This is a genomic window from Paenibacillus sp. CF095 (assembly GCF_900101225.1).
Classification (GTDB): Bacteria; Bacillota; Bacilli; order Paenibacillales; family Paenibacillaceae; genus Paenibacillus.
In genome coordinates, this window is sequence record NZ_FMZN01000006.1 from 162,070 (window position 1) to 175,920 (window position 13,851).

Consider the following 13,851-nt stretch of genomic DNA (forward strand, 5'->3'; position numbering starts at 1 on the left):
AAAACGTTTTATGTCATAAGAAATATACAGTTGATTTAGGAACAGGAGCTAATCATGTCCCAACACAATAAACAAACTAAAATCAATCGTCTATGGTATCGACAACCGGCGCAACGCTGGGAAGAAGCATTGCCCATCGGAAACGGCCGTCTTGGAGGCATGGTGTACGGTGGCGCAGCAGATGAACGAATTCAGCTCAATGAAGATACATTATGGTCAGGGTTTCCACGGGATACGATTCAATACAGCAGTCAGCGGTATTTGAAGCAGACGCGAGAGTTGATCATGTCTGGACAGTATGGTGAAGCTGAGGATTTGTTGAACCGTGAAATGCTTGGTCGTGATGTAGAGGCCTACCAGCCGATGGGTCATTTTCTATTGCACCATGAGGGTCTGGATGATCTTTCATATGGTGCATTTGAACGGGAGCTTGATCTGGAATCGGGTATTGCAACCACAACCTACTCATTGGAAGGAACTCAATACGTACGTGAAGTGTATTCCAGTGCTTCGGATGATCTAATGGTCTGCACATTGACTGCTGATCAGAAGGGCGCTGTGAGTGTAAGTGTTACGCTAGATAGTCCCCATCCTTATCGCATTGAGACTTCGGGAGATGCTCTAACCATGTTCAGTCGGTGCCCAAGTCATGTGGAGTCCAATTACTTCAGGGATCACCCGGAATCCGTCCTCTATGAAGAGGATCGGGGGACGGCTTATGCTCTCCGTCTAGCGTTTACGGCATCTGGCGATCAGGTGAAGGTCTCCAATCTGGAAGGCAAGTTACATATTGAGGGTGCTGATCAGGTTGTGTTTTATCTGGCAGCAGCTACGTCCTTTGAAAGTTTTGATGTTTTGCCTGTGAAGGATCATCTTGTATTGGAAGAGGAATGCAAGGAGATGATCTTCAAAGCGACCACACATGTCGCGGAAGCGCTTCGTGACCGACATATTCAGGATCATAGCGCGTTGTTTAACAGAGTCTCTATTGATTTAGGGGTATCGGCTAACGCCGAATTACCTACAGATGAGCGGCTGCAGGCTTATCAGGCAGGGCAACAAGACCCTGGACTGGAGGCACTTTATTTTCAATATGGAAGATATCTGTTAATGGCTAGTTCGCGTCCGGGCAGCCAGCCTGCCAATCTGCAGGGAATCTGGAACCATCAGGTAGAGCCGCCATGGCATAGTGATTACACAATCAATATCAACACGGAGATGAATTACTGGCCGGCAGAAGTCTGCAATCTCAGTGAATGTCATGAGCCGCTGTTTGATATGCTGACCGATCTAAGTGATACAGGACGAAGAACGGCGCGGATTCTGTATGGAGCTCGTGGATGGACTGCTCATCACAACGTGGATATCTGGAGAACCTCTACACCGACAGGTGGAGATGCAAGCTGGGCTTTCTGGCCGATGGGTGGCGTATGGTTAACCTCGCATCTATGGGAGCATTACCAATTTACCGGGGATCAGCGTTTTCTTGAGGAACGTGCGTATCCCATCATGAAAGAGGCGGCGCTGTTCTGTCTCGATTGGCTGGTGGAAGGGCCCAATGGTTATCTGGTTACGATTCCATCCACTTCACCTGAGAACAAGTTTCTCACAGATGCTGGGGAGGCACGCAGTATATCCATGGCTTCAACGATGGATATGACGTTAATTCGTGAATTGTTCAGCCGCTGTATTGAGGCCGCGAAGCATTTGAATCTAGATGAGTCATTGGCGAGCGAGTGGGGTGAGGCTCTGGAGAAACTCTATCCATTCCGAATTGGAAGCGAAGGACAATTGCTGGAGTGGTTTAAAGATTTTGCTGAATCTGAACCAGGACATCGTCACGTCTCCCACCTGTATGGGCTGTATCCGGGGGAGCAGATCAATCGAGTACACACACCGGAATTGGTAGAAGCAGCACGGGTATCACTTGAACGTCGTATCTCACAAGGTGGTGGGCATACAGGATGGAGCTGTGCATGGTTGATCAATCTGTATGCACGATTGATGGATAGCAGCCAGGCACATCAGTTTGTGCGCACGTTGCTGGCCCGGTCCACACATCCGAATCTGTTTGATGACCATCCACCATTCCAAATTGATGGTAATTTTGGAGGCACGGCTGGAATCGCGGAGATGTTATTGCAGAGCCACTTGAACGAGTTACATTTACTGCCTGCACTGCCTGAACTCTGGACTCAAGGTCGTGTTGAAGGGCTTCGTGCAAGAGGTGGTTATACGGTAGCAATAACGTGGACGGACAACAAGCTTGTGTCAGCGGTTATTAAGGCAGATCGAAATGAGTCGCTGACCCTTCGCAGTGTTTATCCGCTGCGTGTGGAAGGAAACGAACAAGCCAAGGCAGAGCTTACGCCTCAGGGCGATTATGTAATTATTTTAACCATGACCGCAGGACAGACGATCCGCGTGTCATCATGAGACGGAGGAGCCAACCATGACCATTTTTAAATTTCCGCAAGATTTTCGCTGGGGTACAGCAACAGCTTCCTATCAAATAGAAGGAGCGGCACAGGAAGGTGGACGCGGGGTATCCATCTGGGATACGTTTGCGCGCACACCTGGCAAAGTATATAACGGAGATAATGGAGATGTCGCGTGTGATAGTTACCATCGGTATGAGGAAGACATCGAACTGATGAAGAAACTCGGGATTAATACATACCGGTTCTCCATTGCCTGGCCGCGTATTATTCCTGACGGAGATGGTGAGATCAATCGGGAAGGTCTGGACTTCTACCACCGCTTCGTGGATGCATTGATCGAGGCTGGAATTGAACCGTTCCTCACCCTGTATCACTGGGATCTTCCGCAAACGCTGGAGGATGACGGAGGCTGGGGCAACCGCAGAACTGTAGACGCTTTTGTGAAATATGCCGAAGTGATCTTCAAAGAATTCTCTGGCAAAATCAACTTCTGGCTGACATTCAACGAACCATGGTGCATCGCGTTCCTGTCAAACCTTCTCGGGATTCATGCGCCAGGAAACAAAGACCTGCAGACGTCAATTAATGTTGCTCATGGATTGCTGGTCGCTCACGGCAAAGCCGTTCAATCCTTCCGTCGTTTGGGTACAACCGGACAGATCGGTATTGCTCCGAACGTATGCTGGGCTGAGCCGTACAGCAAATCTCCTGAGGACCAAGCTGCGTGTGACCGATCGATTGCGCTTAATACCGATTGGTTCCTTGATCCAATCTACAAAGGTTCATATCCGCAGTTTATGGTGGATTGGTTTGCAGAAGCGGGTGCTACCGTACCAATTCAGGAAGGCGATATGGAGATCATCTCGCAACCGATCGATCTGCTCGGCATTAACTATTACACGATGGGGATCAATCGCTTCAATCCGGAGGCAGGTGCTCTGCAATCGGAAGAAGTTGATATGGGCCTCACCAAAACCGATATTGGCTGGCCCGTGGAATCACGTGGTTTGTATGAATTTATGCATTACTTGCAAAAATACGGCAATGTGGATGTATATATCACAGAGAATGGTGCTTGCATCAATGATGACCTGGAGAACGGAAAAATCAACGATGATCGCCGGATTTCATATTATGAACAGCATTTGGCTCAAATTCACCGCATCATTAATGACGGCATTAACCTGAAAGGGTACATGGCATGGTCACTGATGGATAATTTCGAGTGGGCAGAAGGCTACCGCATGCGTTTTGGTCTTGTTCACATGGACTATCGTTCACTCGTGAGAACACCAAAGGAGAGTTATTACTGGTATCAGAACGTCATCAAGAATAACTGGTTGGAGACACGGAACGAACATAATCCCCAATAGTTTGGGTGGCAGGTTTTAAGGGTAAAGCAGGTCCTCATTATATATGGTTCCCTTATTGAAGTTGAAAAAGACGGTAACATTGGAGTATTCCAATATGCCGTCTTTTTTGCATTTTTACCGTTGGAAATGAGTAGTTCATAAAGGTTTCATAAGGTCAAGTGCAGTTCCTGTTATGAAGAGACGTTTTTTGGGTTATAAGAAGTATGAGTGAATTGAAAAATGTTTTGTCAACGGTCGAAATCAAAATAAAGTGTCCAAATTGCGAATAAAATTTGAACATTTGTTGACTAAAAATCATACTGATGTGGTATATTGGTATAAGGAAAGCACTTACAAAAAGGGAAAAGGAAGTGTTTACTATGGCATCGAAGACAGCAATGGTTAGCCAATTGGAGCGCAAAGACAAAAATATGCGGCGCGCCGTCTTGACGATGACAGTTCTGGCATGGGTCGCACTAATTACGGGAGTGGTCATGTGTCTGATCAATCTGAACGACTTTAATGATCGTAATCTTGGCTTGATGGTTGGTATTGGATTCCTTGTAGGTAGTGTGTTTATTTACGTTATTGCCAAAGCGATTGGCCTTGTTCATACACGCCGGGAAGACGAAGGCGCCGATTGATTATAATCCTGCGTTAATTCGTTCATAATAAGACTGGATAAGTTCCCGGAATCCAGTCAATAAAGCCCTTTGCGGATTCGTTGACACTGTTCAACGGGACTGCAAAGGGTTTTATTTTGTGACTTGAAGTGTAAAGATTACGAAGTACAAATATCAAGCATGCAAGCGATTTGTGAGAAAAAATTCACACATTTAAGGTGTAAAATCGACAAATTTGTTAACAAGAACAAAAAAGTTGTTCATTTCTGATATCTTTAGTAGGAAGAGAGTAGTATACTGATTTTTCAGTATGAGCGAATTTAAGGAGAGGGGATCAAAATGAACAAGAAACCTAGGTCGCTAATCCGGATTATCATTCCGGTTGTCCTGACGTTGGTTACAATTGCATTGATTGTCTGGCCAATGCTGGCAGGCGGGCAGTACGTTGTTCTGGATCCGAAGGGGCCAATTGGCGCTTCGCAGAGAGATTTGATTGTCATCTCGACAATTTTGTGTGCTGTCATCATTGTGCCAGTACTCATTTTGTCTGCCGTAATCGTATGGCGTTACCGCGACAAGCCGGATAACAAAGCTGCTTATGAGCCTAACTGGTCTCATAGTACGAAGGCGGAGGCAATCTGGTGGACGGTTCCAATTATTATTATTGGAATACTTGCAATTGTAACGATTCGTTACACGTATGATCTGGAGCCTTCGAAGCCGTTGGCTCATGAGAAAGAACCAATTACCATCCAAGTGTCTTCACTGGACTGGAAATGGCTGTTTATGTATCCTGAGCAAGGGATTGCAACGGTCAACACGCTGAATATACCGGCAGACCGGCCCGTGAAATTTGAACTCACTGCGGATTCACCGATGAACTCATTCTGGATTCCGCAACTTGGAGGACAGATTTATACGATGTCGGGTATGGCGATGACCTTGTATCTGCAGGCAGATCATGAAGGCAAGTACTGGGGTTCAGGCGCTAACTTCACAGGTGAGCATTTTGGAGAAATGCGTTTTGATGTGAATGCTACATCGGACGAAGATTTCGACAATTGGGTAGCTGAAGTGAAACAGAGTTCTCAGGCGTTGACTACAGAAGGTTACAAAGCACTGGCTGAACCAGGAACAAGCAATGTTGCTTATTATTCTGCCTTCCCAGAAGGATTGTTCCAAAATATTGTGACCAAGTATGTTGTAGATGGTCAAAGTGCTCACAGTAAGCATGGAAGTTCAAGTGAAGCTTCTGGAGCCATTCAAAGTGCAACTGACAAGTCCAATCAAGACGAGGACAAGAGTGCTAACTAAAGATTCGAAAGGAGGCCCCCAATGTTAGAGAGACTTAAAGAGTTTGCATCGGAGTTTTTCGTAACTGGCGACCCGCTGATCTATGGAGCAGACGTGGCCATCGGTATTACGATGATTACTATCGTAACGGTGCTGACTTATTTCAAAAAATGGGGCTGGCTCTGGCGTAACTGGTTAACTACCGTCGATCATAAAAAGATCGGTATTATGTATATCATTGCTTCCATTATCATGTTGTTCCGTGGTGGTGTGGATGCATTGATGATGCGTCTGCAGCTGGCTATGCCTAACATGGATTTCTTACATCCTGAACATTATAATCAGGTCTTTACAACTCACGGCACAATCATGATCTTGTTCATGGCGATGCCATTTATGTTTGGTTTATTTAACGTTATCGTGCCATTACAGATCGGAGCAAGGGACGTTGCCTTCCCGTTTCTGAATGCATTGAGCTTCTGGTTATTCTTCCTGGGAGCAATGCTGTTTAACCTGTCCTTCGTTATCGGTGGTTCACCAGACGCGGGATGGCTGAGTTATCCACCTCTATCGGAGCTGTCACACAGTCCGGGGGTCGGACAGAACTTCTATATATGGGGTATACAGATATCGGGTATCGGTTCCCTGGCTACCGGTATCAACTTCCTGGTTACCATCATTAAAATGCGTGCGCCAGGCATGAGATGGATGAAAATGCCGATGTTCACATGGTCGGTATTCTCCACTTGTATCATTATCTTGTTTGCTTTCCCGATCTTGACCGTGACACTTGCATTGTTATTCCTCGACAGGTTTGCCGGGGCGCATTTCTTCACACTTGATCTGGGCGGTAACCCAATGATGTATATCAACTTGATCTGGATGTGGGGTCACCCTGAGGTATACATTGTCGTCTTGCCGGCATTCGGTGTGTTCTCCGAGATTGTAAGTACCTTCTCTCGGAAAAAACTGTTTGGTTACAAGTCAATGGTATTTGCAATGTTAATTATCAGCTTCCTGTCCTTCTTTACATGGGCGCATCACTTCTTCACGATGGGTTCAGGAGCGGACGTGAATGCATTCTTCGCCGTAACTACGATGTTGATTGCTATTCCAACAGGGGTTAAGATATTTAACTGGCTGTTTACCATGTATCGAGGAAGGATTCGCATGGCGACTCCGATGATGTGGACACTTGCCTTTATCCCGTGCTTTATTGTCGGGGGTATGACAGGCGTTCTGTTATCCGTTGCTCCTGCTGACTTCCAGTTCCACAACAGTTACTTCCTGATTGCCCACTTCCACCAAGTATTGATCGGTGGCGTTGTCTTCGGATACTTCGCTGGTCTGTATTACTGGTGGCCTAAAATGTTCGGTTTCCAACTCGAAGAGAAACTGGGCAAATGGGCATTCTGGACTTGGAATATTGGTTTCTATGTCTGCTTCATGCCGCAGTACGCTGTCGGTCTGATGGGTATGACACGTCGTCTGAGCACATACGGCTGGGATACTGGCTGGTGGGAATTGAACTTCGTATCCACAATCGGGGCGTTCCTGATGGGTGTCGGATTCTTGTTCCAAGTTGCACAAATTGCAGACGGTATTCGCAAATACAAAACACTTAAAGCTTCCGGCGATCCATGGGATGGTCGTACGCTCGAGTGGTCGATTCCTTCACCAGCTCCTGAATATAACTTCGCTGTTACACCGCGCGGAGATGATATTGATGAGTGGTGGGAAGAGAAAGAACGTCGTGCCAAAGGCATCTATCCGCCTGAGCAACCGCTTGAGCCGATTCACATGCCGAAGAATTCTTCGATTCCGTTCATCATGTCTGTCTTCTGGTTCGTTGCTGGTTTCGGCTTCGTATTCGGTTGGCTGTGGATGGCGATTCTCGGACTTGCTGGCGTAGGCATCTGTATGATCGCCCGTTCATTCTCTTACGATACGGATTATTACATTCCGGTCGACGAAATTAAGCGTACCGAAGCGTCGTTAAGGGGGTCGGTATAGATGGCTCAAGCAGCCGCTAAGCACGGTGAGAATCATGCGCATGGTCATGACCATGGCCACCATGATCCACAGGAAATGAAAATTCTCGGATTCTGGTTCTTCCTGATTTCCGACGTTATCTTGTTCTCCGTATTGTTCGCAACCTTCATTGTGTTGCGTGACAATTCGGCGGGCGGACCGATTTTGTCCGAACTGATCAAAATGCCTGGCGTTATCGCCGAGACATTTATCTTGCTCACGAGTTCATTTACGAGCGGACTTGCCGTTCTGGCAATGAACCAGGGTAAAGTGAAACAATTGATTAACTGGCTGATTGTTACAGCTGTTCTGGGTGCAAGCTTTATCGCCCTGGAGGTTTACGAATTTGTTGAGATGGTTCACGAAGGTTTTAGTTACACGACGAGTGCGGCTTCTGGTGCATTCTTCACCCTCGTGGGTACTCACGGACTTCACGTATCGCTTGGTCTGATCTGGATGATCGGACTCATGTTCCAACTGAAAAAACGTGGGATTACCGACGTTACTCGCGGTAAGATCAACGTCATCAGCTTGTATTGGCACTTCTTGGACGTCGTATGGATCTTCCTCCTGTCGATCGTCTATCTCATGGGGGTGATGTAGATGGCAGAGCACAACTCACATGATTCCCACGGCCATGAACAACATGGCTCACTGAAGTCTTATGTCATCGGCTTCATTCTGTCCGTCGTACTGACAATCATTCCACTTGTGGTGGTTTTGAACGACATGATGGGCAAAACAGGTACACTCATTGTGATTCTTGGTACAGCTGCACTTCAGTTTGTGGTTCAACTCTTCTTCTTCATGCATATCCGTGAAACAGAGAAACCACGCTGGAATGTCATGGCCCTTATTTTCGGATTACTGATTATGATGACCATCGTAATTGGTTCGATCTGGATCATGCTTAACAATGCTGTTGCACATTAATTCATATGATGAAGAGCTTCACGACCTTGGAATTCAAGGTTGTGGGGCTCTTTTTTTTTCTAAGCAGAAGTTATCGCATATTTTAATGAAAAAAAGTTGTAAATATCATAATAAGTCATTGATGAAATAATTTACCATTGATACTATTGTTATACACTCTGTCAATATATTCAATATTTTAGCTAGAGCTATTTTAGCAAAATTATTTTAGGAGATGTACCAATGAAAGCTAGGGTAATCCGTTATTATCGTTTTGGCAAACCATGTGAAGTGTTATGTATGGAAGAAAAAGATGTGATACCCCCTGGCCCCGGTGAATTAGCAGTGAGGATGTATGCTCGGCCTATTAATCCCTCCGATATCATTCCTGTTCGAGGAGCTTACCCGCATCGTACCCGTTTACCAGCTGTTCCCGGGTTTGAGGGTGTGGGGATAGTAGAAGCAGTAGGACCGGGAGTATCCAATCAAATGTTGGGGCGCCGTGTCTTGCCGCTAAAAGGTGAGAATACTTGGCAGGACGTCGTGAAGACTTTGGAGCAACATACGATTATTGTGCCGAATGATATCGATGATCAATCAGCCAGTCAGCTCTATATTAATCCGGTGACGGCTTGGTTGATCTGTACAGAGGTGCTTAAGCTTACGTATGGTGATACCCTGATTGTGAATGCAGGGGGATCTGCGATCGGACGAATCTTTGCACAGATCTCAAAAATCAATGGATTTAAGTTGATTGCGCTTACGAGAGATGATCGTCATACTGCTGAACTGTATCGTCTTGGAGCAGTTTCTGTTATCAATACGACGAACGAGTTGCTACAGGCTAGAATTACGGAATTAACAGAGGGGTGCGGTGCTGATGCAGTCGTGGATTGTATTGGAGGGACAGACGGGGAACAGTTAGTCAGTTACCTTAAACCAAATGGGACGGTCATCAGTGTAGGACTGCTTTCCGGTATCACACCTTTATGGCATGAAGTAACCCGGGGAACACAAGTTCAAGTGAAACTTTTCTGGTTAAAGCATTGGGTGGAACGCTGTTCGCAAGAACGCTGGGAACAGGTATTTCATGAGGTGATAGAGCTGGTCAGAGCAGGGAGACTTGTCATGGCAAACATTGGGGCGACGTATGAACTAACGAATGTACACCAGGCTATTGCAGCGGCTGAATCGGGTATCGAAGGGAAGGTTCTCTTATTACAGTAATACATAAGACATAGAAAAAACTCAACATAAAGAATGCGTAATTAACAACTAATTCATATTGGGTGCCTTGTTGTGAAGATTAAAGATATAATGTTTACTGCGATTATGGCAGCCGTTATTGCAGTACTTGGACTGTTACCTCCGATTCCACTACCATTTTCTTGGGAGGAGTAGATACTCCGATCCACGATTGGTAATCCATAGCTTGCATCTCCTTTGACTGACCATGTCTTGTATTAGATCGAAGACAGTTAGAATCATAAATGTTTTATCGCAGAAAATTATTTTTTCGAAAATAAAGGTACACAAAAGATACATAATGAACTAAAATGAACTTATATGAACATTATCAAACTCAATACCAACTAATTTAAATGACGAAAGGAATGGATTAATAATGGAAAATCGTTATGCTGCACATCCCAATGAAGTGAAAACGTATGATACATCTCGCCTGCGTGAGGAATTTTTGATGGAGCAACTGTTTGCAACCGATGAATTGGTAACGGTGTATTCTCATGTGGATCGTTATATTGTGGGAACGGCTGTACCTGAGAGTAAGGACATTACCCTTGAAGTGGACCTGAAGGATATCGGAACGAACTTTTTCCTGGAGCGCCGTGAAATCGGTATCATTAATGTCGGTGGTCACGGAACAGTGACAGCGGACGGACAAGGTTATGAGATTGGAGCGAAGGAATGTCTCTACATCGGTAGAGGTGTGAAGGAAGTTGTGTTCACGAGCAGTGACAAGGCTCAACCTGCCCAATTCTATTTTGTATCCACACCGGCTCACCACACCTATCCAACAGTAAAAGCAACACAAGAACAAGCTCAGCCGAATCATCTGGGCAGCATCGAAACGTCCAATGAACGTACAATCTATCGTTACATTCACCAAGGAGAAGGTGGAATTCAGAGTTGTCAGTTGGTAATGGGTATTACCGAACTCGACAAGGGGAACATGTGGAACACCATGCCTGCACATACCCATAACCGCCGTTCCGAAGTATACTTGTACTGGAACTTGCCTGAAGACGGTGTTGTATTTCATATGATGGGTGAGCCAAACGAAACACGCCATCTGGTTGTACGTGATCGCCAGGCGATTATTTCCCCAAGCTGGTCCATTCACAGTGGTGTGGGTACAAGCAATTACACCTTCTGTTGGGCGATGGCTGGCGAGAACCAGACGTTCGAAGATATGGACGGCGTAGCCATGAAAGACCTGAAATAATAAATTACAGATGTCTGAGTTAAATTGACAGGGTAGACACTAGAACGGAGGGTACAGAAAGGACCAGAAGAAGCGAAGCTAAAAGCTTTCTGGAAAGAAAGCTGCTTCGAAAGCATAAGCTTGCCTTTATCACCAGATTTCTCCCTTTAAATAAGGGATCAAAGGAAATATGGGGATAAGAGTGATCGGAAGGTTTTCTGTACCCGAAGTGTAAGTGTGAAACTATCATTTTACTCAGGTAGTATAGGAAGTTGATTATGATGAATCCATTGAAAAGACATGAAAAAATTATGGAGGCTCTGCTGGAGCGCCAGGAAGTAACCGTCAGTGATCTGAGTGAGTTGCTGCAGGTGACTGGGAAAACAGTGCGAGAGGATCTCGACAAGTTGGAGAGTATGGGACTGCTCGTACGTGTCCACGGTGGTGCTATGCTGGCTCAGAATGATCAGTATGGCATCTTGAATAGCCGCGGAGTTACCGAGAAGCATCATCCGGAGAAGACGGAGATTGCTGAACGTGCCCTTACTTACATTCGACCTGGAGATATCGTTGCCCTCGATGGTGGCAGCACCACGCTGGAGATGGCCAAACGTCTCGATAATCAACCACTGACGGTGGTGACCAATGACCTGTTCATTATTGCGGAGTTGACCAAAAAGGAGCAAGTGCGACTGGTTGTGCCTGGCGGGGCGCGTGTACGGAATATGTTGGTTGGGGATGATACGGCTGCGTTTATATCCAGTCTTAACATTCATAAAGCCTTTATATCCACGACAGCCCTTCATCCCGAATTTGGATTATCCATATACACGGGAGATCTGGTTCCTTTGAAAAAAGCAATGATATCTGCCTCGCAGCAAGTATACGGCGTTGTGGATCATTATAAATTTGGACAATTTGCACTTCGGACTTTTGCCCAGTGTTCGGAACTGGACTACATTATCAGCGATAGTCGTCTGGATGAAGAGACGGCTGCCTTATACGAGCAGAGCGGTGTCACAGTGGATTATCAAAGTTAACCTCATTCATAATTCATGGGATTAAAGAACGGACGGCTCTAAGGATTGCATATCAAAACCATGCGGAGGAATCATTCATGAACCCATTTGATTTAAGCGGACAAGTTGCACTGGTGACAGGTACCTCGGGAGGACTTGGACAAGGGATGGCCATTGGTTTGGCAGAAGCAGGTGCTGATGTGGTGCTGGTCTCTTATTCCAAGCCTGCGGCAACGGCAAGTGCCATTGAAGCACTCGGACGCAAGGCTTATGTGATTGAAGCGGATTTAAGTCGTGAAGATGAGTTGTCGGCTGTGTTCGAACAGGCGCTTGCGTTCCAGGGCAGAATTGACATTCTCGTCAACAATGCCGGAATCATCCGTCGCACACCTGCGGCTGATCATGCAGGGCAGGACTGGCATGATGTAATTGGTCTGAACCTGAACACTGTATTTTTCCTAAGCCAATTGGCAGGCAGACATATGATTGAACGCGGAAGTGGCAAAATCATTAATATTGCTTCCATGTTGTCCTATCAAGGTGGGATCAACGTGCCAGGATATACAGCCAGTAAACATGGCGTTGCCGGTTTAACCAAAGCACTCGCCAATGAATGGGCAGGGAAGGGAATCCAGATTAACGGTATCGCACCTGGTTATATGGAAACCGATAATACTACCCAGATCCGTGCGGACGAGAATCGGTACCGGGATATTACAGCCCGTATTCCTGCGGGGCGTTGGGGAACACCAGAAGATCTGAAAGGCCCGGTTGTCTTTCTGGCATCTGCCGCTTCGGATTATCTGAATGGTCATGTGCTGAATGTCGATGGAGGCTGGATGGCACGTTAATCGTTTGATAATCGGATTAGCATAAGGAGGCAGTGAGATGAAACTTGGTATTCTGGCACATACATTTGGCAAACAGCCTACAGCACAGCTTGCACAGACGATTGCGGATAACGGATTTAATTCCGTACAGCTGGCGCTGGCCAAAGCATTATCAGATGTGGACTCATCAAATGGCAAGCTGAGCCCCGGACTGGCAAATGAGATCGGAGATCAATTTGCACAGCGCGGGGTGAAGATTGCAGTACTGGGCTGTTATATTAATCCGATTGACCCTGATCCAGTAAGACGACGTGCGGACATTGATCGATTCAAGGAGCATCTGCGTTATGCCCGGGATTTTGGTTGCAGCATGGTAGCAACGGAGACCGGGGGCTTGGACACCTATCAGGATACACATCCGGATGGATATGAAGAGAAGGCGTGGAGTGTGCTGAAAGAAACGGTTGAGGAGTTGGCTGAGGAAGCGGAGAAATGGGGCGTGCATGCGGCGATTGAGCCTGTGTCCACACATACTCTTCATACCCATGAACATATGACACGTTTGTTTGAAGAGATTCCTTCATCGAATCTGGGGATGCTGTTCGACCCGTGTAATCTGATCAAGCAACCACATGCTGCAGATCAAGGGGCTTTCTTGCGCGAGGTGATGGAATCGCTGTATCAGCGCATGATTGTGATCCATGCCAAAGATGTAGCCTTTGATGCACAGGGAGAGAAGTTCAACCCAGTACCTGGGGCAGGAATACTGGATTACCCGTTATTTTTTGAATTGCTAAAAACGTATAAGCCACATATCGATATTTCACTTGAAGGCGTAACTGCGGAGGAAGCTGTACCTGCAGCCAAACATTTGCGTGAAGTATGGAGTGCAGTTCGGGTCTAACCA

12 protein-coding genes are annotated in these 13,851 nt (G+C 46.3%); all 12 read left to right on the forward strand.

What is annotated here, in order from left to right; translation table 11 throughout:
- The first annotated feature begins 54 nt into the window (after positions 1-54).
- The 12 genes from BLS69_RS28190 to BLS69_RS28245 all read left to right on the forward strand — a co-directional run bounded on the left by BLS69_RS28190 (position 55) and on the right by BLS69_RS28245 (position 13,848).
- Positions 55-2,436, forward strand: coding sequence for a glycoside hydrolase family 95 protein (locus tag BLS69_RS28190; RefSeq protein ID WP_091038515.1), 2,382 nt, complete (start codon positions 55-57; stop codon positions 2,434-2,436).
- A gap of 16 nt (positions 2,437-2,452) precedes the next feature.
- Positions 2,453-3,814, forward strand: coding sequence for a GH1 family beta-glucosidase (locus tag BLS69_RS28195; protein WP_091038517.1), 1,362 nt, complete (start codon positions 2,453-2,455; stop codon positions 3,812-3,814).
- A 359-nt stretch (positions 3,815-4,173) separates the two neighbouring features.
- Entirely contained in the window at positions 4,174-4,437 is a 264-nt protein-coding gene (locus BLS69_RS28200; RefSeq protein ID WP_091038518.1) for a hypothetical protein, read from the forward strand.
- Between the two features lie 318 nt (positions 4,438-4,755).
- Positions 4,756-5,730: a ubiquinol oxidase subunit II gene (gene cyoA, locus BLS69_RS28205; protein WP_091038520.1), complete on the forward strand. Its 975-nt coding sequence runs from the start codon at positions 4,756-4,758 to the stop codon at positions 5,728-5,730.
- 21 nt (positions 5,731-5,751) lie between these two features.
- Positions 5,752-7,722: a cbb3-type cytochrome c oxidase subunit I gene (locus BLS69_RS28210; protein WP_091038522.1), complete on the forward strand. Its 1,971-nt coding sequence runs from the start codon at positions 5,752-5,754 to the stop codon at positions 7,720-7,722.
- The gene (cyoC, locus tag BLS69_RS28215) at positions 7,723-8,343 is read left to right on the forward strand and encodes a cytochrome o ubiquinol oxidase subunit III (protein WP_091038523.1); all 621 of its coding nucleotides are present in this window, start codon (positions 7,723-7,725) and stop codon (positions 8,341-8,343) included. It begins immediately after the preceding gene.
- On the forward strand, positions 8,344-8,673 hold the full coding sequence (gene cyoD / locus BLS69_RS28220) for a cytochrome o ubiquinol oxidase subunit IV (RefSeq protein WP_091019256.1): 330 nt from the start codon (positions 8,344-8,346) through the stop codon (positions 8,671-8,673).
- A gap of 222 nt (positions 8,674-8,895) precedes the next feature.
- Positions 8,896-9,879, forward strand: coding sequence for a zinc-dependent alcohol dehydrogenase family protein (locus BLS69_RS28225; RefSeq protein WP_091038525.1), 984 nt, complete (start codon positions 8,896-8,898; stop codon positions 9,877-9,879).
- A 397-nt stretch (positions 9,880-10,276) separates the two neighbouring features.
- A complete protein-coding gene (gene kduI / locus BLS69_RS28230) occupies positions 10,277-11,116 on the forward strand; it encodes a 5-dehydro-4-deoxy-D-glucuronate isomerase (protein WP_091038526.1) in 840 nt (279 codons plus the stop codon).
- 260 nt (positions 11,117-11,376) lie between these two features.
- Positions 11,377-12,135, forward strand: a complete 759-nt coding sequence (locus BLS69_RS28235) for a DeoR/GlpR family DNA-binding transcription regulator (RefSeq protein ID WP_176873132.1) — start codon at positions 11,377-11,379, stop codon at positions 12,133-12,135.
- 77 nt (positions 12,136-12,212) lie between these two features.
- Complete coding sequence (gene kduD, locus BLS69_RS28240; RefSeq protein ID WP_091019283.1) at positions 12,213-12,965, forward strand: 2-dehydro-3-deoxy-D-gluconate 5-dehydrogenase KduD; 753 nt, start codon at positions 12,213-12,215, stop codon at positions 12,963-12,965.
- A 37-nt stretch (positions 12,966-13,002) separates the two neighbouring features.
- On the forward strand, positions 13,003-13,848 hold the full coding sequence (locus tag BLS69_RS28245) for a sugar phosphate isomerase/epimerase family protein (RefSeq protein WP_074096473.1): 846 nt from the start codon (positions 13,003-13,005) through the stop codon (positions 13,846-13,848).
- Positions 13,849-13,851: the final 3 nt, after the last annotated feature.

Bases quoted from the DNA above. Each gene is read 5' to 3' on its own strand.
- kduI (WP_091038526.1), top strand. From the start codon at position 10,277: ATGGAAAATCGTTATGCTGCACATCCCAATGAAGTGAAAACGTATGAT.
- BLS69_RS28210 (WP_091038522.1), top strand. From the start codon at position 5,752: ATGTTAGAGAGACTTAAAGAGTTTGCATCGGAGTTTTTCGTAACTGGC.
- BLS69_RS28200 (WP_091038518.1), top strand. From the start codon at position 4,174: ATGGCATCGAAGACAGCAATGGTTAGCCAATTGGAGCGCAAAGACAAA.
- cyoA (WP_091038520.1), top strand. From the start codon at position 4,756: ATGAACAAGAAACCTAGGTCGCTAATCCGGATTATCATTCCGGTTGTC.
- BLS69_RS28225 (WP_091038525.1), top strand. From the start codon at position 8,896: ATGAAAGCTAGGGTAATCCGTTATTATCGTTTTGGCAAACCATGTGAA.
- kduD (WP_091019283.1), top strand. From the start codon at position 12,213: ATGAACCCATTTGATTTAAGCGGACAAGTTGCACTGGTGACAGGTACC.
- BLS69_RS28245 (WP_074096473.1), top strand. From the start codon at position 13,003: ATGAAACTTGGTATTCTGGCACATACATTTGGCAAACAGCCTACAGCA.
- BLS69_RS28190 (WP_091038515.1), top strand. From the start codon at position 55: ATGTCCCAACACAATAAACAAACTAAAATCAATCGTCTATGGTATCGA.
- cyoC (WP_091038523.1), top strand. From the start codon at position 7,723: ATGGCTCAAGCAGCCGCTAAGCACGGTGAGAATCATGCGCATGGTCAT.
- BLS69_RS28195 (WP_091038517.1), top strand. From the start codon at position 2,453: ATGACCATTTTTAAATTTCCGCAAGATTTTCGCTGGGGTACAGCAACA.
- cyoD (WP_091019256.1), top strand. From the start codon at position 8,344: ATGGCAGAGCACAACTCACATGATTCCCACGGCCATGAACAACATGGC.
- BLS69_RS28235 (WP_176873132.1), top strand. From the start codon at position 11,377: ATGAATCCATTGAAAAGACATGAAAAAATTATGGAGGCTCTGCTGGAG.